Here is a 20,034-nt window from a genome sequence, read left to right on the forward strand (position 1 = left end):
ATTAAATCTGGCGCGTGCTCGTCAGCAAATAGCCTAGCCCCACTGGTTTACTCTTTTGACAATTAATCCACCCTGCTAAATCCCCCTTAAGAAGGGGGACTTTAAGAATAATCCGGTTCCCCCCCTTAAAAAAAGGGGGTTAGGGGGCTCTTATTGTGGATTCACAAAAAAACTCTAGACAGCAATCTTCCAAATCAAGAATTCAGTTAATATTTGGTAAAATTCTCCAAATATTGCGTGTAAATGACCGCCGCCACCTAAAATAAACTCTGGAGTTTGTTAAAGGGTATGCAAATTTGACAGCTTTCCATCACAATTAATGCAAATTTTATGGTGTTAAATATTCTTGCGCTGCCTTTAGCGTTTCAATTTACATCGCCGGGCCCAATTATCTTTCAACTTGGCCCCGTAGCCATTCGCTGGTACGGGCTGTTGATAGCTTCTGCCGTCTTGATTGGGGTCAGTCTCTCCCAATACTTGGCCGAAAAGCGCCGCGTCAACCCGGAATTGCTGGGTGATTTGGCAATCTGGCTGGTTCTGGGCGCTATTCCCTGTGCTCGAATTTATTACGTAGCTTTTGAGTGGCCGCAATACGCCCAGAGGCCTGAAGATATTATTGCGATTTGGAAAGGCGGAATTGCCATTCACGGGGCGATTTTGGGTGGCACGATCGCAGCTTTAATTTTTGCAAAAATCCAGCGAGTTTCTTTTTGGCAATTGGCAGATTTAATCGCGCCTTCGGCAATTCTAGGTCAGGCGATCGGACGCTGGGGAAATTTCTTTAACTCCGAAGCTTTTGGCAGTCCTACGGATTTGCCTTGGAAACTCTATATTCCGCCAAACAGCCGCCCGCCCGCCTACGCTAATTTTGAATACTTCCACCCCACATTTCTCTACGAATCCCTGTGGAATTTGACAGTATTTGGGTTGCTTCTAACTTTATTTTTCCGCGATTTGCAGGGCAAAATTCGTTTGAAAACTGGTGCTTTATTTTTGATATATATCGCAGCTTACAGTTCCGGTAGAGTCTGGATTGAAGGGTTGCGGACTGATAGTTTGATGTTCGGGCCGCTGCGGACGGCACAGATGGTAAGCTTGACTGGGATTGTTTTAGGGTTGGGCGGGTTAGCTTGGCTTTATTTGCTCGATCGACCTTTACCTGATGTTGTCTCCCCGAATAGCGATCGGGCAAATATCACTCACAAATCCCCAGAGGATAAATAAAAAACCCCAGAGAGGTTAGTCTCTAGGGTTCAAACCAGGGTGCATCTACCATCCCTTACTTCCAACCAAAATAGGTGTACCCGGAAGACTGAATAAATTTAGGAAATTTTTTAGCAGCCATGAGTTTGACAGAGATTGAAGCCCTAATTCCAGGGGTATACATTGTAGGTGCAGGCCCGGGAGACCCGGATTTGTTGACTGTTAAGGCTCAAAAATTACTGGCTGCAGCCGATGTCATATTATTTGCTGATTCGTTAGTTCCAGAGCAAATTTTGCAGGGAGTACGCGCGGATGCTGAAGTGATCCAAACTGCGGATAAGACCCTCGAAGAGATTGTACCTTTGATGGTGCAACGAGTGCAGGCCGGAAAAAGCGTCGTCCGCCTCCATTCCGGCGATCCATGTCTCTACGGGGCTGTCGGCGAACAAATGCAAGCTTTGGCCTCCGAGGGAATTGCTTTTGAGGTAATCCCAGGAATTAGCGCTTTCCAACTTGCCGCAGCTAAACTTAAAATTGAGTTGACAGTTCCGGGAGTTGTGCAGACAATTATTTTGACCAGAATTAGCGGTCGAACAGAAGTACCGGAACGCGAAGAATTGGCGAGTTTAGCGGCTCATCAAGCGAGTTTGTGCCTGTATTTGAGCGCCCGCCATGTGGAAAAAGCTCAAGCTAAATTGATGGAACATTACCCATCGGATTTGCCTGTAGCGATTTGTTATCGCTTGGGCTGGCCCGATGAAAAAATTGTGCTAGTTCCCCTTGACAAAATGGCAGTTGCTACGCGCGAAAATAATTTGATCAGAACGACAATGTATGTTATTAGTCCGGCGTTGGGAAAATCGGCAGAAGGGCGATCGCGCTTGTACCATCCAGAGCACGATCGGCTTTTCCGTCAGTAGTCAGTTGGCAGTTGGCAATTGGCAGTAGGTTGGGTTGAGGGACGAAACCCAACATCCAATTCATGAGTGTTGGGTTTCGTTCCTCAACCCAACCTACAGAAGAAAAACTAATAATCAATAACCAATAACCAAATCACAAATGAAAGACTTAACTCGCAGACAATTTATCGCTGTCACCGCATTAAGCGCCGGATTTACTTTAGCAGTTCATCCTCTGGCGGCTGCCGTTATCAATACGGATGCTGCTGGTTTAGTTGCAGGTGAGGTAAAAATTCCCGTAAAAGACGGCTCAATTCCAGCCTACAGAGCAATGCCAGCCAGCGGCAGCAATTTTCCAGTAATTTTAGTAATTCAAGAAATCTTCGGAGTTCACGCGCACCTTCAAGATATTTGCCGCCGTTTGGCAAAATTAGGTTATTTAGCGATCGCCCCAGAAATGTTTGCCCGTCAAGGTGATGTTTCTAAAATGACCGACATTCAAGAAATTAGGAGTAAAGTTGTCTCGAAAGTTCCTGACGAGCAAGTTATGTCCGATTTAGATGCTACCGTAGAGTGGGCACAAAAATCAGAAAAAGGCAATATTAATAAGTTGGGAATTACAGGATTTTGCTGGGGTGGCAGAATTGTTTGGCTGTACTCTTCCCACAACCCGAAAGTCAAAGCAGGAGTGGCTTGGTACGGGCGTGTAGTTGGCGATTCTACGGCTTTAACTCCCAAACAGCCGATCGACATTGCAGCAACTTTGAAAGTGCCTGTATTGGGGCTTTACGGTGGCAAAGACGAGGGAATTCCCAACGATACAGTTGAGAAAATGCAGGAAGTTCTCAAAACTGGCAGCAGCGGTTCCGAAATTGTGCTTTATCCAGATGCGCCGCACGCTTTTAACGCCGACTATCGCCCCAGTTACCGGAAAAAAGAAGCTGAGGATGGTTGGAAACGGATGCAAGATTGGTTTAAAAAGTATGGAGTTTCATAATAGTTGTGAGTTGTTAATTTTGACTTAAAACTGGTGTCAAGTTTGGGATCGAAAAAGGCAATATTAGCGAATAGCCCTTAAGACAGGTGGGTTTGTGGGCCCGACATTGGTAAACTGAGCGGTGTAGAATTATCGATCGAACAGGTAAGCCCGTGCTAGACGAACAAGCTAAAAAGACCATCTTGCGGAAAATCCCTCACGGATTGTACATCTGCGGTGTCAAAGACGGGGAGGAAGTCAACGGTTTCACCGCTAGCTGGGTGATGCAATCTTCTTTTACCCCTCCCTTAGTTGTCAACTGCGTCAAGCAAGACTCCAAATCCCACGCCATGATCAAAGCCAGCGGTGTCTTTGCTTTGAGTTTCCTAGAAGCAGGACAGAAAGAGTTAGCCCAGAAATTCTTCAAGCAGCAGCGCCGCGTTGGCAATAAATTTGAGGATGTAGAATTTTATCCCGGCGCGGAAACTGGTTGTCCGATTATCTCGGATTCTCTGGGTTACATCGAGTGCAAAGTTGTCGGCGCTGTGGAACACGGGGATCACACGGTTTATGTGGGAGAAGTTTTGGCAGCCGGCGTCCACCGAGAGGGGAATCCGTTGCTGCTAGAAAGCACCGGTTGGAATTACGGCGGCTAAAGACTTGGCATTTGGCAGTTGTTAGTAAAAAAAAAACTAACGCTGAGAAACCCGGTTTCTTTAAAATTCCGGGTTTCTGAATACTAAACAAATTTTTAATTTGAATTAGAGCGACCTATTTATTAATTGCGAGAGTTAGGCGACGCATAACTAATAAAAAATCGGCGACAATTCTGTCAGCGTTGTCGGGAGTTAAAATTGGTACGTGGACGAAAATACATTTAGCGGCTATTTGAGAATCGCAAATATGCTTTAAAACTGCATAATACAGGGCTTCGCAAACAAATTTTCCTGCTTCGTGACTGATTTCGGTTGCAGCTAAATCAGCGACTAGCAGTTCGAGATTAACTGGGGTTTTCAGAATGTCGCGATCGCAGCAAGCGCAAGATTCTATAGTTAATTTTTGCCGACTTTCGGCCATGCCGCAGCAGATAATAGTGTCGGGTTGGAGTTGGTTGATTTTGGCGATCGCTAAATTAGGTGCTAGCTGAAAATCTACTGGCAGTTTCCTCAAAAAAGTCAGGGAATCAGGCAAGGATTTGATATGGGAAATCTTGGCTAATAAGTCGTCCGAAGAGTTGGATTGCTGATGGGGAAGCCAAGTATCAAATGAGGTTAGCAGGATTTTCGCCGTCATATTTGTGCAATAATACTGATATTGATAATATAAGGCAAGTAAGTCAATGTCTGTCATTGCAGTAGTAGACTATGACATGGGCAATCTGCACTCGGTCTGTAAAGGCTTGGAAAATGTGGGTGCAGTGCCAAAAATAACAGATTCTCCTGCTATAATCGAGCAGGCTGATGCGGTGGTTTTGCCGGGGGTGGGTTCGTTTGACCCGGCAATGCAGAATTTACGATCGCGCAATTTGATAGAACCGATAAAAAAGGCGATCGCCTCTGGAAAACCTTTTTTAGGCATTTGTTTGGGTTTGCAAATTCTGTTTGAAAGTTCCGAAGAAGGCGTAGAACCGGGATTGGGCGTTATTGCGGGAAAAGTGCGCCGATTTCGGTCGGAACCGGGTTTGACAATTCCCCACATGGGATGGAATCAATTGCAATTTACTCAGCAGAATTTGCCGCTGTGGGGAAATTTACCGTCTGATCCTTGGGTTTATTTCGTGCATTCTTATTATGTCGATCCAGTTGATTTGGAAGTGCGATCGGCAATTGTGACTCACGGCAGTCAAAACGTGACGGCGGCTATAGCTAAAGACAATTTGATGGCCGTGCAATTTCACCCGGAAAAGTCTTCGAGTACGGGATTGCAAATGCTGTCCAATTTTGTCAGTCAGGTGAGGGCAAAAGTAGCCGCTTAGGGGATTTGTGCAAAACCCGGTTTGTGGTATAAACCGGGTGTTTATAGTTTTAAATGATACCAGTTTTAATAAAAAATGCAACTGTAAGTCTGCACCAAATTCATATTTAGTCAGTCATCCCCAATCTAAAATCTAAAATCTAAAATCTAAAATTGTATGAGCCTGAGAATCAGTGGCAATCGCCAAATCAAAACCCTGCCGGGACTCGCCACTCGCCCTACACCTTCGCGAGTTAGAGAAGCTTTATTTAATATTTGGCAAGGGACGATCGCAGATTGCAGATGGCTTGACATTTGTACCGGCAGTGGTTCCATGGGTGCAGAAGCTTTGTGTCGGCAAGCCGCGAGTGTCACTGGCATCGAACAGTCGGCGAAAGCTTGTGCGATTATCCGCGAAAACTGGGAGAAAATAGCAGACTCGTCCCAAACATTCCAAATACTGCGGGGAAACGCGACGGCGAAATTGGCAACACTAGCGGGGCAGCAGTTCGATCGCATTTACTTCGATCCGCCCTACGCCAGCGACTTGTACGAACCTGTGTTAAATACGATCGCCAGTCAAGAAATGCTAGCACTCCTCGGCGAAATCGCGATCGAACACAGCCCGGAGCGATCGACACAACCGATTTCCGGCCTAGAAATTTGCCGCCACAAAGTATACGGCAATACAGCATTAACCTTCTACACCCGCAGTGGCTGACAGGCTCAAACAGCAGCAGCGTCAATCGATTTTAGATTTTAGATTTTAGATTTTAGATTGACTTGCGCGAGACAAATGCTCTTTGTTGAGGATTTTCGAGTTGAGATTTTGGATTGATTCCACGGATAAATCACGTGGCGGGTATCATCAACTCACATCTTGCACCATTCTCAAGAACAGGCTTTCCGGCCTGTTGCACAAAGAGTCGATTTTCTTGTGGAACAGGCCGGAAAGCCTGTTCATAAAAGCTTATTGAGAATGGTGCAAGATATAAGATCGAGAAATTCGCGGTCACGCCTGGAGGCAGAAAGAAACCGGGTTTCCGGGCGTGGGCGCCCCCGGTACTAAAAGTTTTTCCCTTGAATACCATACAAATTTTTCCGATGAAGTTAAGCTTTGTGCGTAGGTTGTCAGAGCAAGTTGCCTCAGCAATTGACGAAATAAATGAAGTTTAGGCTGAAAATAAAGACTTTCAGTTGTAACATGAACCCAAAGTGTGAGTGTGAATATTCCTAAAGGAGTGAATATGGTTCAGACACCTTCGCGCCCTCGTGGCAGCGAGTTTCCGGCTGCTAACTCGGTACAGCCAGTCAAACGCGATACGATTCTGCTGGGAGATAGCCTCCCCCTGCCCAATACCAAACTCTTCGGCACAGACGGCATTCGCGGGAAAGTTGGAGAATTGCTGAATGCACCCCTAGCCCTGCAAGTGGGCTTCTGGGCTGGACAAGTTCTACGCCAAAATTCCCCCAACCAGGGCCCTGTGATTTTGGGGCAAGACAGCAGGAATTCCAGCGATATGCTGGCAATGGCACTGTCAGCGGGTTTGACGGCCGCCGGTTTGGAAGTGTGGAATTTGGGATTGTGTCCCACTCCCTGCGTTGCTTATCTGGCAAGCGTTTCGGAGTCGGTCGGCGGAGTGATGATTTCGGCTTCTCACAATCCCCCAGAAGACAACGGCATTAAATTTTTCGGCTCAAACGGCTCCAAGCTGTCGCAGCAGTTGCAGGAACAAATCGAAGCGGGAATCCGGGGGGCAAAGGTTCCAATTGCTAGCTTAGGTTGGGGACACCACTACCATCGCTCTGAGTTGGTTAAAGATTATGCCACTTCGCTCTGTGATTCGCTGCAACAGATGAATTTGGAGGGAATGCGGATAGTTTTGGATTTGGCTTGGGGGGCCGCTGCAGGTTTGGCGCCGGCGGTGTTCGCGCAAATGGGGGCGGATGTGATCTGTTTGCACGACTCTCCTGATGGATCTCGTATTAATGTTAACTGCGGTTCTACTCATCTCGACAGTTTGCAAGCGGCGGTTTTGGAACACAATGCCGATTTGGGATTTGCTTTTGACGGCGATGCCGATCGAGTTTTGGGTGTTGACAACCAAGGGCGAACGATTGACGGCGATTACATTCTTTATCTGTGGGGCCGGCAGTTGCGCGACTCCCAACAGTTACCATCCAATTTAATTATTTCTACTGTAATGGCTAACCTCGGCTTCGAGCGAGCTTGGGAAGAATTGGGCGGCAAACTAACTAGAACCAACGTCGGAGATCAGTACGTTCACGCTGAAATGCAGCGCACTGGTGCGATGTTGGGCGGCGAACAGTCGGGACACATTCTTTGTCCGCATTACGGTATCAGTGGCGACGGTTTGCTGACGGCTTTGCATTTGGCTTCGCTGGTGCGCCAGTCCGGGGAATCTTTGGCACAATTGGTAAGTGGCAGTTTCCAAACTTATCCGCAGTTGTTGCGAAATATTCGGGTGGACGATCGCGAAAAACGCCTGAAATGGCACGAGTGCGAGGCAATGCAAAGTGCGATCGATCGCGCTACAACAGCAATGGGCGAACAGGGACGGGTTTTGGTTCGCGCTTCTGGCACTGAACCGCTAATCCGAGTTATGGTGGAAGCTGCCAGCGCCGAATTGGCTAATTTCTGGACTGAAAATTTAGTTTTAGCCGTTCAGCAACACATCGCTATCTGATGGAAAGGGGGACTTGCTAAAAGTTGTGAATTTTGAGTGTTGAGTTTTGAGTTGAAATCTTTGAATTCAAAATTCAGAAATCAAAATTTCTAACTATTAATTTCGATTTTTAATCAACTTCTCCAAAAATAACGAGTGGGGTAGGCAGGATGCCTGCCCTTAACTTTATTTTCACTCAATTGTGTGATGATGATTTCTGTTGTGATACCTACCTACAACCGCGAGCAACCTCTGCGAGAGACATTGGCTGATGCGATTAGGCAAAATTACCCGAATTTTGAAGTGCTGGTAATTGATCAAACTCGCACCCACGAATCTGAAACTCAAGTTTATTTAGAGGAATTGGCAAAGGCTGGCAAAATTCGCTGGTTTCGAGTAGATTGGGCGAGTTTGCCGGCGGCTCGAAATTATGCAGTGCGGCGCGCAGTTGGAGAGATTATTTTATTTATTGATGATGATGTACAATTGCCAGATGGTTTTTTGGCGGCTCACGCTGGCAATTATTTAGAAAAACCCGATGTGGGATGTGTGGCGGGCAGGGTTTTTGACAGAATGAAACTGGATAATTCTGGAGGCGATTTGGCGATCGAATATTTGCCCTCAGAAGCGATGGATGCGGGCATTGCCTGGTATTTTATCGATTTGGTGCATACAGTCAAACCGCAGCAGGTGCTCTCGGCTAGAGGCTGTAATATGTCTTTTCGCCGGCAGGTTTTTGCCGAATGCGGGCTGAGGTTTGACGAGCGGTTTGCAGGGAGTGCGGTGCGGGAGGAGTCGGATTTTTGTTTGAGATTGCGATCGACTGGCATGAAAATTTGGTACGATCCCAATGCGTGTTTAGTTCACTTAGGGGAAGAGAGCGGCGGGTGTCACGATGTCAGTACGCGATCGATCGAATATCAAGTCACATTTTATCACAACCATTTCCTCATGGGATTGAAAAATTTAACAGCCTTTCAATGCCTGCGATTTTTTGCAAAACTCTTTGACTGCCACGTTTTGGGAAATCCACCTTGTTATAAAAGCACCTCGCCCCTTAAAATTATAACTAGATTTGCTTTTTATATCCTGGGTTTTCTCAGTGCTATAAATACACTAATTCAATCTCTGTGGAATGATGGACAAACTTATAGTCATCAAGACCAGATTAACGAGAATACCAATTTAATGTGAAGTTGCATCTATTTCGAGCCCCCTAAATCCCCCTTAATAAGGGGAGTAGGGGTTGACTTTGACCAAGCTCTTGTCCCCCCCTTATTAAGGGGGGTTAGGGGGGATCAGATTCTATGCAGCCTCATATAAAATTGGTAGAAATAATTACCTATTCTCCATTCGCCCTTCCCAATAAATGAGAATTCTCGTGGCTAGCCACACCTATATTGTGGACATTAATCGGGAAAAATTCAAGATATTAGCCAACCTAGAACCCGATATTGAAGTAACAGTTGTAGTGCCGCAGCGTTGGAAACCCGGAGGCGTACAACATAAAATTATAGAAACGCAATTTTATCAAAAAGGCTCATTTAAAGTAGTCCCCGTCTCCAACTTTAGTCAAAACAATCAAGGATTGCTAACTTTTGGTATAGATTTAATTGAACTTCTGCAAAACATTAAACCGCAGATAATTCAAGTTGAACAAGGTTCAAAATCTATCGCTTGCGCTCAGTTAATTTTACTAAATAAACTGCTAAAACTGGAAGCAAAAAATATATTATTTACTTGGTGGAATCTGCCTTATCAATTGAATTGGCCGGTTTCAGTCTTAGAAAATTACAATCTTCAGCACACCGACGGAATTATTGCAGGTAACTTAGATGGAGCTAAAATTTTGCGGCAGCGGGGCTATGAAGGTGCGGTAAAAGTAATGCCGCAACTCGGAGTAGATGAAACTTTGTTTCGCCCCACTGGTAAAGACGCTGATTTATCGCGCAGGTTCGGTATTAAACCGACCGATTTTGTGGTAGGATTTGTAGGGCGATTTGTCGAAGAAAAAGGACTGTTGACTTTAGCTGAAGCCTTGGCAGGGTTGAAAAAAAGCTCTTGGAAGTGGCTGTTAGTAGGACAAGGAAAATTGCGGACGCACCTCGCCGAAAAATGTATTGAATGGGGAATCAGCGATCGAATAATCTGGGTAGAAAGCGTTTCCCACGAAGAAATTCCCCCTTACATTAACTTAATGAACTGTTTGGTATTGCCTTCGCAAACCAGCTATAAATTCAAAACTTTGACCACGGTGGGCTGGAAAGAACAATTTGGTCACGTTTTAATTGAAGCGATGGCCTGTAAAATTCCGGTGATTGGTTCCGACTGCGGGGAAATTCCCCACGTCATCGGCGATGCGGGCTTATTATTCCCAGAAGGAAATGCAGGGGTTTTGCGAGAATGTTTGGAGAAATTGATGGAGCGGCGGGAGTTGGCGGCCGATTTGGGCGATCGGGGTTATCATAGAGCGATGAGCAATTATACCAATAAAGCTTTAGCTGAGCAGTTATTGGAATTCTACAAAGAATTGTTGTAACTTTTAGCTATAATGCAAGTGTTAAATAAAAACTGTAGTAAATGTCTATTCCTCCCGACATACGCTCTTTGGTTAACGAACTCTACCAGGTATTAGACGATAGCGAGCGCCAAGCAACGCAGGGACTTTTTGCACTTAGAAGAGCCATGTCTCTTTTTCCCCAGAATGAAATACTGATGCAATACTTTTCTTCCATCACCAATTTTCAATTCAACGTAGCAGGTACTCGCTTACAAGCAGAGCACATTGTGGGCAATGTATTGATGGCTGGTGTGCCCGATGAAGATGTTCAAAAAGCAGGAGATTATTTAGCAGCCTTGCTAAAGATGGCTCCCGAATCGAGAATTATGATTGACAAAGTAGTGGAGAGATTAGAAGCATTGCCATGAAACAATTACCAGATGAAAGCCTACTCCAGGAAATCCTGGAAATTGTGAAAGCTGCGGAAGCCAAAGCCAGTGAAATGTATGAATTTTCCAAGACAATGGCTCACAATACCCAAATTACAGCCACAAAAAGAGAGGAAGCTGAACAGCTAGACGGGCAGCCTTTTGCAGATAGATAATTAAATTTGTAATGGGAAATGTTGGTATGTGGATTTAAATAACTATCCCTGATGCGGATTCTCCAAATTATCCCCTCAATTTCTCTCGTCTACGAAAGTTGCAGGGCTTACGCATGGGGCGGCTATAAACCCGGTTTCTACGACTTTCTCCCTCATCAATCAGGAATAAAACTGTTAAGTTCTTCGACTAGCAAATGTACTGTTGTTGAAGGATTATCACTTTCAGGGTTGGGGCGATCGTATTCCTGTAAAAGCCGTTTGGCGTGTTTAATTGCACCCTGCTGTTTGTCTTTTAGTTCCTCATAAATCGTCTCGCTGTTTTTCTTATACTCGTGTCCCAATAACTTGGTTAGCATATTTTGATAATCTTTGCGAGAAATTGCTGCATTATAATAATGGAAGTGTAGTAAATACCAAAGTTCAAACGCATCATTGGAATAAGCTACTTTAATGCCGTTATTTTGGGCAATATTTATAGCTGCATTGAAATTTTGCGCGTCGTTAGGATTTTTAGGGTTGTTATCGCGATCGAACACGCACCAAAATCGGTCTTTTTCGTCGGATTCTGTGTCGTTTTTTAACTCAATAGCTTTTTCTACTAAACTCTTCGTATTTTTTCCTTCTCCTTTGATATCCAGCTTAATTACCTTTGTGTCTACCGGGAAACTTCTAAAATAGTTGGGTTCTGTTTTCTCACCTTCGCACACGATTAAAAACCATCTTCTAGTTTTAACCTTTCTATTGTAGTAATCAATATTTGTTTTTCTAGACGAACTTTTTTTATTCATGAAGTTCACCTATTAGTTCTTTGAAATTACCAATAAAAGGGATAGCGCCATACTTGCCGATAATATAATCGCGCTCAAATGAGGCATTTTTTCCGACTTTATACTCTACCAAAGAATACAAATCTGTAGCGCCCTTGTTGTCCTTTTCGGTAAACCATATTTGATCCTTGCGAAAAGTCTTGCTGCTGAGCAAGTTTGTGTCGTGTGTCGTGAATATAAGCTGTGCGTTGTGCGGATTAGTCTCGTTAGAATTGAATAAGCAGATTAATTCGCGAGTAATCAGCGGATGCAGTCTGGCATCAAGTTCATCAATTAATAAAATCTTTCCTGTCCTTAAAGTATCCAGAAGAATGCCTGCTAATGCAAACAGTTTGTTTGTTCCCTCGGATTCATGCTTTTCGATATCGAATAGTACCTTAGAAGTCTGCTTACCGTCAGCATCATATTTTGGGTGAAGTGTGTGCACGTGCACCGTAGTTTTGGTTTCAGAGTTAGGGTATAAATTACCGTAGGAGCCACCGTATTTTTCTGTATTATTAGAAATAAAAAATACAGGAGGTGGAATATTAATCTTGATCTCATCAATACCTAAAATACCTAAGTCTAATTTTTTGATAAATTCAATAATATCGTGTCTGTGCCCAGCATTCTCCAAAGACTCCAAGGTTTGCTTGCGGTATTCTCTATCTTCCAAGCCTGATATCAATTGCAAAGTTTTACTGAACCACAGCAATATTTTGCCAGAAATTTTACCATTAAATTGTGCGACTACAGAAAGAAATAAAGCATTACTTCGGGTTTTATCGATAATTCCTTGTCCCTCTGGGAAATCATCTAATATATAATTATCAAAATCCCGTTCAAAAAGCATTTTTTCTTCACTGTCATCAGATTGAAATAGCCACTCAGAAACAACTTCCCGCGCGTTCACCTCAAAACCGTACCTAAAAGTTTTGTCTTCTAGTAGAAAAACGATTTCAAAGAAAGACGGCTCTTTTTCTGTCTCCGTACTTAGCCTAAATGCTTCAATATCGATCGCGTCTGAAACTTGCGTTTCTTTGGATGAGTTGAGGACAAACCATTTCATAAAGTTAATAGCAGCAACAATGTTGCTCTTACCACTGGCGTTAGCTCCATAAATAGCAGCACTTTTGAGTAAGCTTAACTTATCATTAATTGGGAATACATTATTTTCATCCAGCTCTTTGTCTTCCTCAGTAATTGACGAAGCTACCATGCTGAGGGTGACAGTTTCTTTAAAAGATTTGTAGTTGCCGACGCTGAATCCAATCAGCATAACTTGCCTCCGATCGCCTAAATTAGTATAACGTGCAATTTTTGCAATTCTTTCTATAATAACACAACCAGCTACCTCAGCTAACACCAAGTGCTAACCATGCGGATTCTCCAAATTATCCCCTCAATTTCCCTCGTCTACGGCGGGCCGAGTCAAATGGTACTCGGACTTTCTGCAGCCCTCGCAGCAAAAAACATTGATGTCACCATTATCACCACAGATTCTAACGGAGATATCGGTCAAATTCCCTTAGATGTTCCTCTGAATGAACCAATAAAACAAAGCGGTTATCAAATTATTTATTTCCGCTGTTCTCCGTTTCGTAGATATAAGTTTTCTCTCTCGTTATTGCAGTGGTTGAATCAAAATGCGCGACAATTTGACCTGGCTCACATTCACGCTCTTTTTTCGCCAGTAACTACCTTTGCGGCCACAATTGCTAGATATCACAAGTTGCCCTATATTATGCGTCCCTGCGGTATGCTTGATCCTGCCGATTTGCAGAAAAAAAAGCGCTTGAAACAGATTTATGCCACGCTTTTAGAACGCCCTAATTTAGCAGGGGCAGCCGCAATTCATTTCACAAGTAAAGAAGAGGCTAAAATCTCAGAAAGATTTGGTTTGGACTTCACAGGCAAGATGCCTGTGCCACGGGATTTGGACTCCACAGGCAAGATGCCTGTGCCACGGGATTTGGACTCCACAGGCAAGATGCCTGTGCCACGGGATTTGGACTTCACAGGCAAGATGCCTGTGCCACGGGATTTGGTGATTCCATTGGGGGTGACAGCAGGTTTGTTTCCTAAGAGTTTGCGGGAATCTGAAGTGCCAATCATCTTATTTATGTCGCGAATTGAACCTAAAAAAGGGCTTGATTTGTTAATTCCAGCCTTAGAAAGTATTTTGGCATTGGGCATAGAGTTTCACTTTATTTTAGCTGGTTCAAATCCCCAAGATGCTGATTATGAAACACAAATTAAAGTACAAATTCAGAATTCAAGCTTAGCAAAATACACAACAATAACTGGCTTTGTGAGCGGTGATTTAAAAGTTGAACTATTGACAAAAGCCGACTTATTTGTATTGCCTTCTTATTACGAAAACTTTGGCATTGCTGTAGCCGAAGCGATGGCTGCGGGTGTACCTGTCGCCATTTCCGATCGCATACATATTGCGGAAGACATACAGCAAGCAGAAGCTGGCTGGGTAGAACCTTTGGAAATAGGGGCGATCGCCAATTCAATCAAATCAGCACTTCTGAACCCACAGGAGCGCAAACGGCGGGGATTGAAGGGCCAAGAGTACGCAAGAAAGCATTATAACTGGGAGGCGATCGCCCAACAAACTATCGATGCTTACCAGCAAATTTTGTCATCTATTAACTAATGCAACAGCCGTTTACCTTTTACTTCTTCTCCTGCTGCGAGTTCTTGTGCTGCTGCTATCAGAATATGCAGGCGAGATTTTTTCATCGCTGCTACTGCTTTTAACATCAGTAGACTCAGAGTTTGAGGTATCGATCGCCGATTTTCTTCTAATTATAATCGGAACATTAACAGATCGACCGCAGGCTCGGCCGAAGGAGTCTATGTTCCTTCGATAATCGCAGATTGCAGCCTGTACACTCGGTTCTTGACAATCTTTAATAAAGCTTTGTGCTAGTTTGTAATTATTTCCGTCTCCTTGCTTTGAGAAAAGTTCTCCCGCTTGTTGAAAATCTGCTACTGCTTGCGATTTTGTTCCCAACATACAGCGAATAGCACCTCGTTCCAAATAAGCCAAACCATAATTAGGATTAACGCGAATAGCTTGTTCGTAATCCCCGATCGCCTTTTGCTTGTTTCCCAATTCATAGTATGCTTGACCGCGACCGAAATAAGCTTCTGCCAAGTTAGGATTAAATTGCAGCGCTCGATCGTAATTGTAAATTGCCTGCTGCTTGTTTCCCTGTTGGCCAGTAGCAATCCCCAATCCGAGGTAAGCTTGAGGTATGTTCGGATTCAGCGCTAAAGCCTGAGTAAAATTGGCGATCGCCCCCGGAACATCTCCCTTTTGAACTTTCAAAGAACCTTGGTTGCTGAAATTTGCGGCTTTTTGAGCGATCGCAACTCTTTGACTGATAACAGCGCGATTGGCTCGGTAATTAGATAACTTATTTTGAGCTAGATTATAAACAGGTGTACGTGAATCGATCGCTTCTAAAAGTGCGATCGCCTGTTGCCATTTACTTTGCGACTGCTGCCAAACTTCGATCGGATGAGGCGGTTTTTGCACAACCACAGCAGCTTCCATCGCCAATTTTTGAGCCGTTGCTAGACTTTCTGCCGCCTGTAAGTTTTGGGCTATTGGAACCAAAATCGGGCGCAGTTGCAGCAAATCTGCTCTAGCTTGCTGATACCCAAAGCCGGGGAAGTTAGGAATTTTCTCTAAATTGGCGATCGTTTCTTTAAGTCGTTTATCGAAACTTCTGAGCAAATTGACATCGGTGGCTTTCCCTGCATTCTGCGTGTCAAGTGCCAGTATTTTCGCTTGGTTCAGCGTTTCATTTCCCGATCGCATAAAGGCGATCGTCCCTACACTTGTTCCCAACACCAAAACCCCTAAACCTGCTAATAAAGCTGCGGGTATTTTGCGGCTTCGCGAATTATTATTAACTTGATTGTTAATTCGTGATGGCTGTACCCTTCGAGTCTGACGAGACTGTTCCGCTTCCGGTTCTGAATCCACCTCCAAATCCCAAGCAGGCAACTGCAAATCATCTGCTGTTGTGACCGCTGTCAACTCCCTACTAATGGGCGCAATATTATTGCTATTTCCGCTGTAATACTTGTCAACCAAACTCTGCAATCCTGCCTGATATCCTTCTCCTACCGCCTGAAATCTCCACTCTCCATTCTTTTTATACAAACGACCAAATTCTACAGCAGTCTCTCGCGAAAAATTCTCTTTTAATTCATAGCGAACCAGTTCGCTTCCCGTATCCAAATTGGTAATTTTGATAAAAGCATTTTTGATATTGCTAAAATTTGCCTTGATTTTATCTGCTTCGTGAATAGTGACAGCAAAAGTTATTTCCTCAATTTCAGGATTGATTTTCTCTAAAATAACGCCGTAAATACTCTTATTCTCTTGACCTCGGTTGTTTTTATCAGGAATCGATTGCAGTACCGAACCGTCACAGGATTGCAGATTATTGTAAAAGATAAAATATTTATCGTTAGGTAGTTTGCCGTCAGCACCTAGCATAAAGGCAGAGACATCAATCTCGTAGCTTTGTCCAGCCTCTGTCGCCTGCCAACCGAGGGCGATCGCCATTTTTTTCAAACCGGGCGCTTCTTTAGAAAGATTAAATCTCTCACCCTTACTTAATTGCATTACCATCTGCTTATTTGTTAAGCCTAAAATTTTATACTCCTAATTTTAATGTTAAGTGGCACAATAAGTTTTTTAATTAATGAAATTTAACAGAGTTTCTCTAATCGCGGGCTTGATTAAAAATATCTGCTGCCTGTATCTGAATTTATTGAGATTTACTTACAGAGAATTACCTAAGTGAAAACCGGGCTTTCTGCCCCAACCGGTTTCTACAATTGAACTTAATTTGACCCTACTTTTGAGCATTTTCAGAACTAGGTAACAAGGTAACAAATTTACCAAAAGCTCCAGACGAGACTGTTCCGCTTCCGGTTCTGACTCCACCTCCCACTCCCCAGCCGGAAACGGCCAATCATCGGTCGTTCCCGCTGCCAAGTCGTGAGTAATGGGAGCAATATTATTAATGTTTTAGCTGCAATACTTGTCAACAAAACTCTGCAATCCTGCCTGATATCCTGCTCCTACAGCCTGAAATCTCCACTCTCCATTCTTTCTATACAAACGACCAAATTCTACAGCAGTCTCTCGCGAAAAATTCTCTTTTAATTCATACCGAACAAGTTCGCTTTTTGTATCCAAATTGGAAACTTTGATAAAAGCATTTTTGATATTGCTAAAATTTGCATTAATTTTATCTGCTTCGTGAATAGTCACAACAAAAGTTATTTCCTCAATTTCAGGATTAACTCTTTCTAAGATAACGCCGTAAATAGTCTTATTTTCTTGACTTCGGTTGTTTTTGTCAGGAATCGATTGCAGTACCGAACTGTCAAAGGATTGCAAATTATTGTAAAAGATCAAATATTTATCGTTAGGTATTTTGCCGTCAGCACCTAGCATAAACGCAGAGACATCAATATCGTAGCTTTGTCCTGCCTCTGTCACCTGCCAACCGAGGGCGATCGCCATTTTTTTTAAACCGGGCGCTTCTTTAGAGATATTAAATCTCTCACCCTTACTTAATTGCATTGCCATCTGCTTATTTGTTAAACATCAAACTTTATAGCGTTCATGTTAATATTAAGTGAGACAATAACTTTTGTTCTTTAAGAAAACTTAATATTTTGTCTCTAATAGCGTGGCTCATTAAAAATATGTGCTGCGCTCTCCGAATTTATTGAGATTTACTGATAGAGAATTACCTAAGCAAAAACCGGGCTTTCTAAAAAACCCGGTTTCGGCAATTGAACTTAATTTGACTCTAATTTTGAGCATTTTCAGAACTAGGTGGCAGCGTCACAAAATTACCAAAAGCTCCAACCGTTTGATAGCTTTTTTTGCCCAGTTCAGTTGTATAAATGCTGACAACACCTAAATTTTGACGCTGCGTTGTATTGTCGAGCAAGCTTTCGATCGTGCCCCGCTGCGAAGTCAGCAAATTCTTGCAACTGCCGATCAAAGTATCTGTAATGCCGCCCAAAGCTTTCGGCACGCGAGAATCTTTGCACACAGTGCTTTCCAACTCGTTTTGGAGTACGCCGGAAGCATAAGTTAGGTATTGATCTCTCGCAGGATTTGTAAATGCCATGCCGGCGGCTAGCAGAGTCAGGGCGATCGCGACTTTTCCCACATTGCCGAAAAAATTAGAAGTTGGTTTGTTAGTATTCATTGCGTTATCAATATTCATTTTTTTTAGCCCCGTTGATTTATAAGCTTCTCTTGATTTAAACTACACCTCCTCAGAAACAGATTTCCGAAAGGAGGGGACAGTTTTTAGATTGGAGGCCAGTTGCGAGTAAGTCTCTCACTGGTTTAGCTTCCTTTTACGTTTCTCCCTCCCTCAAATCCGGTAAATCTTCAACAAAACATTTAGCTGGTTTAGCTGGTTAGCTGGTTCCTAGGCTCTGCCTGGGAACCGAGATCCAGAGGCTCTGCCTCGCTGCTCCTGGCGAAGAAGAGGCAGAGCCTCTGGATCTGCATCCCCAGGCTCAGCCTGGGGACGAGGAAACTTAGTTTCGCTTTGATTTTTGCCGATCGATCTCCCGCTGCAACTCTTCAATCTGACGGCGCAAAGCCTCCGTCTCGCTGTTAGGCGTTTGGGACTTCACATCAACCGCACCCTCAGCTACAGCCCGCTTGTAGTTCCCCAGCTTAATTTGGCGGTATTCTTCGGAACTTGCCCAGTCTCGCAAATACCGCAGGCGTTCCACGGGGAAAGGGTGACTCAGCATCACACCTTGGCCGCCGTTGTAAAGTAAAAACTTATACACTTGGTTGAGATTGTCTCGATCGAGCTCTTGATAGTTGTCAGACTGGCGGATAAATTCTTGCAAACTGCATTGGTCAGCATATTTACTGCTAACTCCCGCAAGTTTCATCATCGTCTTCATCACACTGTTTAAGTCATCCGTTACCAACAAAGCCGCCCGGTCTGCCGATAATTCCGCCTTGCGGCGCCACTCGTAAAAAGCGAAAATTAAACCGCTACCGACCATATTTCCCAGCCCGAAAGTCATCTCCCCAATTGTCGATGCCACGCTCATCGCCCACATCGCCATTTGATTTAAAGTTGGATGACCGCATTTAATGTGTCCCAACTCGTGAGCCAAGACTACCCGCAGTTCCGCCTCGTCCAACAAGTCTAAAAGACCAGTGTTTAATACTACATAAGGTTGGTTTTTTCCCAGGGCATAGCTGTTAACTGAGGGATTCTGAGAAACAAACAAACCTGGTTCTGGAAAAACATCTAAAGCCTGCACGCACTCGCGAAATATATGATAAATGCTGGCATATTGGCGTGGGCCGACTTGAATGCTATTTCCCATTAGGTAAACGAATTGCGGTCGTTCGTAGATAAATTCTACAAATTTGCTGGCAATTAAGTCAAATCCAGGCACGCTCCGTAACGCTTCCTCAGCTTGGCGATCGAGGGGATGTTGAAATGCTTCGCTAGAAATTCCCGTATAAGTAGGCATAGTTGTTGCAAAAGTTACATTTAAGATATCAGTATTGCCGATCGCTGCTGGTGCTAGCTGGCGCCTGACTTATAATATTATCGCGACAAATATTCAACTGTTGTGGAACAGGCCGAAAAGCTTGTTCAAATTAGCGTTAAAATTGTGGTTCTGGTACAGGCGCGATCGACAAACATCTTTCACAGTGCCTGTGTATCGCCTCACCCAAAAATTGGAACGTGCAAAAATGGCTATCCTGCAACTCGAAAACGGTACAACCTACACTCAACAAAGCGACATTGCGCGCGAACTCGCGCCTTTAAACATTCAACTCAACCGCTGGCCCGTGGGTGACAGCGCTGAAATTCAAAATTTGTTAGCTAAAGATGCTCTAGACGACAATCAAAAAGAGCAAGTGCTGCAAGCCCTCGACGGCTACTTTCAACAACTCAAGGAAACCGCAGGCTATCAATCGCGAGACTTAATTGTACTGCACCCAGACATTCCCAACCTCGACACCTTGCTGTCCAAATTCAACAAGTGCCACATCCACGCCGATGATGAAGTCCGCTATATCGTAGCAGGCGAGGGCATTTTCGGCTTCGTGCGGCCCGACGGTAGCCAAGTCGAACTCACAGTGCAGCCTGAAGAATTTATTAACGTGCCGGCGAATACAGAACACTGGTTTTATTTGACAGCAGCGCGGAAAGTTAAAGCGGTGCGCTATTTTACCACCCAAGAAGGCTGGACGCCGGAGTATACCGATACCGAAATTCGATCGCGTTTAGCTGCTGTTTGAACTGAGATGTTGCACCATTCTCAATAAGCTTTTTATGAACAGGCAAGATGCCTGTTCCA

General features: G+C 44.1%; 20 protein-coding genes. 13 read left to right on the top strand and 7 right to left on the bottom strand.

Translation table 11 applies throughout. The annotated features are described in order from the left end of the window. Window positions 1–330: 330 nt before the first annotated feature. The 4 genes from lgt (at window position 331) to QUB20_RS15660 (ending at window position 3,734) form a co-directional block, all read left to right on the top strand. Window positions 331–1,224, top strand: coding sequence for a prolipoprotein diacylglyceryl transferase (lgt, locus tag QUB20_RS15645; RefSeq protein ID WP_333247109.1), 894 nt, complete (start codon window positions 331–333; stop codon window positions 1,222–1,224). Between the two features lie 119 nt (window positions 1,225–1,343). Beyond that, window positions 1,344–2,123, top strand: coding sequence for a precorrin-4 C(11)-methyltransferase (gene cobM / locus QUB20_RS15650; RefSeq protein ID WP_333247110.1), 780 nt, complete (start codon window positions 1,344–1,346; stop codon window positions 2,121–2,123). Window positions 2,124–2,262: 139 nt separating this feature from the next. Continuing rightward, the gene (locus tag QUB20_RS15655; RefSeq protein ID WP_333247111.1) at window positions 2,263–3,099 is read left to right on the top strand and encodes a dienelactone hydrolase family protein; all 837 of its coding nucleotides are present in this window, start codon (window positions 2,263–2,265) and stop codon (window positions 3,097–3,099) included. Window positions 3,100–3,251: 152 nt separating this feature from the next. Further along, window positions 3,252–3,734: a flavin reductase family protein gene (locus QUB20_RS15660; RefSeq protein ID WP_333056840.1), complete on the top strand. Its 483-nt coding sequence runs from the start codon at window positions 3,252–3,254 to the stop codon at window positions 3,732–3,734. A 115-nt stretch (window positions 3,735–3,849) separates the two neighbouring features. Here QUB20_RS15660 and QUB20_RS15665 read toward each other — a convergent pair whose 3' ends face one another. Next, entirely contained in the window at window positions 3,850–4,428 is a 579-nt protein-coding gene (locus QUB20_RS15665) for a pyroglutamyl-peptidase I family protein (protein ID WP_445299406.1), read from the bottom strand. Here QUB20_RS15665 and hisH point away from each other — a divergent pair. The 7 genes from hisH to QUB20_RS15700 all read left to right on the top strand — a co-directional run bounded on the left by hisH (window position 4,418) and on the right by QUB20_RS15700 (window position 10,822). Continuing rightward, window positions 4,418–5,053, top strand: coding sequence for an imidazole glycerol phosphate synthase subunit HisH (hisH, locus tag QUB20_RS15670; protein WP_333247112.1), 636 nt, complete (start codon window positions 4,418–4,420; stop codon window positions 5,051–5,053). The genes QUB20_RS15665 and hisH overlap by 11 nt on opposite strands. Window positions 5,054–5,209: 156 nt before the next feature. Continuing rightward, window positions 5,210–5,752 carry a 16S rRNA (guanine(966)-N(2))-methyltransferase RsmD gene (gene rsmD / locus QUB20_RS15675; RefSeq protein WP_333247113.1) on the top strand — a complete coding sequence of 181 codons (543 nt, stop codon included), beginning with the start codon at window positions 5,210–5,212 and terminating at the stop codon, window positions 5,750–5,752. 526 nt (window positions 5,753–6,278) lie between these two features. After that, window positions 6,279–7,739, top strand: a complete 1,461-nt coding sequence (gene glmM / locus QUB20_RS15680; RefSeq protein ID WP_333247146.1) for a phosphoglucosamine mutase — start codon at window positions 6,279–6,281, stop codon at window positions 7,737–7,739. A 186-nt stretch (window positions 7,740–7,925) separates the two neighbouring features. Then, entirely contained in the window at window positions 7,926–8,912 is a 987-nt protein-coding gene (gene hpsN / locus QUB20_RS15685; protein ID WP_333247114.1) for a hormogonium polysaccharide biosynthesis glycosyltransferase HpsN, read from the top strand. Between the two features lie 175 nt (window positions 8,913–9,087). Further along, a complete protein-coding gene (hpsO, locus tag QUB20_RS15690) occupies window positions 9,088–10,257 on the top strand; it encodes a hormogonium polysaccharide biosynthesis glycosyltransferase HpsO (protein WP_333247115.1) in 1,170 nt (389 codons plus the stop codon). Between the two features lie 41 nt (window positions 10,258–10,298). Further along, on the top strand, window positions 10,299–10,646 hold the full coding sequence (locus QUB20_RS15695; RefSeq protein ID WP_333247116.1) for a hypothetical protein: 348 nt from the start codon (window positions 10,299–10,301) through the stop codon (window positions 10,644–10,646). Beyond that, complete coding sequence (locus QUB20_RS15700; RefSeq protein ID WP_333056850.1) at window positions 10,643–10,822, top strand: hypothetical protein; 180 nt, start codon at window positions 10,643–10,645, stop codon at window positions 10,820–10,822. Before QUB20_RS15695 ends, QUB20_RS15700 begins: the two co-directional genes overlap by 4 nt. Before the next feature lie 155 nt (window positions 10,823–10,977). On the opposite strand, the gene QUB20_RS15705 is transcribed toward QUB20_RS15700, so the two are convergent. Next, the gene (locus QUB20_RS15705; RefSeq protein WP_333247117.1) at window positions 10,978–11,610 is read right to left on the bottom strand and encodes an RloB family protein; all 633 of its coding nucleotides are present in this window, start codon (window positions 11,608–11,610) and stop codon (window positions 10,978–10,980) included. Next, window positions 11,603–12,994 (bottom strand): ATP-binding protein, encoded by a 1,392-nt coding sequence (locus QUB20_RS15710; protein ID WP_333247118.1) that lies wholly within the window; start codon window positions 12,992–12,994, stop codon window positions 11,603–11,605. The genes QUB20_RS15705 and QUB20_RS15710 overlap by 8 nt, the downstream gene beginning before the upstream one ends. 12 nt (window positions 12,995–13,006) lie before the next feature. Here QUB20_RS15710 and QUB20_RS15715 point away from each other — a divergent pair, with 12 nt between their 5' ends. Beyond that, window positions 13,007–14,293: a glycosyltransferase gene (locus QUB20_RS15715; RefSeq protein ID WP_333291465.1), complete on the top strand. Its 1,287-nt coding sequence runs from the start codon at window positions 13,007–13,009 to the stop codon at window positions 14,291–14,293. Window positions 14,294–14,305: 12 nt separating this feature from the next. On the opposite strand, the gene QUB20_RS15720 is transcribed toward QUB20_RS15715, so the two are convergent. The 4 genes from QUB20_RS15720 to QUB20_RS15735 all read right to left on the bottom strand — a co-directional run bounded on the left by QUB20_RS15720 (window position 14,306) and on the right by QUB20_RS15735 (window position 19,197). After that, entirely contained in the window at window positions 14,306–16,282 is a 1,977-nt protein-coding gene (locus tag QUB20_RS15720; RefSeq protein WP_333247120.1) for a TerD family protein, read from the bottom strand. 408 nt (window positions 16,283–16,690) lie between these two features. Next, a complete protein-coding gene (locus QUB20_RS15725) occupies window positions 16,691–17,257 on the bottom strand; it encodes a TerD family protein (RefSeq protein WP_333291467.1) in 567 nt (188 codons plus the stop codon). 226 nt (window positions 17,258–17,483) lie between these two features. Then, window positions 17,484–17,909, bottom strand: coding sequence for a DUF4359 domain-containing protein (locus tag QUB20_RS15730; RefSeq protein ID WP_333247121.1), 426 nt, complete (start codon window positions 17,907–17,909; stop codon window positions 17,484–17,486). 322 nt (window positions 17,910–18,231) lie between these two features. Continuing rightward, a complete protein-coding gene (locus QUB20_RS15735) occupies window positions 18,232–19,197 on the bottom strand; it encodes a M48 family metallopeptidase (protein WP_333202267.1) in 966 nt (321 codons plus the stop codon). Window positions 19,198–19,423: 226 nt separating this feature from the next. Here QUB20_RS15735 and QUB20_RS15740 point away from each other — a divergent pair, with 226 nt between their 5' ends. Beyond that, window positions 19,424–19,975, top strand: a complete 552-nt coding sequence (locus QUB20_RS15740) for an acireductone dioxygenase (protein ID WP_333247148.1) — start codon at window positions 19,424–19,426, stop codon at window positions 19,973–19,975. Window positions 19,976–20,034: the final 59 nt, after the last annotated feature.

The organism is Microcoleus sp. B4-C2, assembly GCF_036705265.1.
Classification (GTDB): domain Bacteria; phylum Cyanobacteriota; class Cyanobacteriia; order Cyanobacteriales; family Microcoleaceae; genus Microcoleus.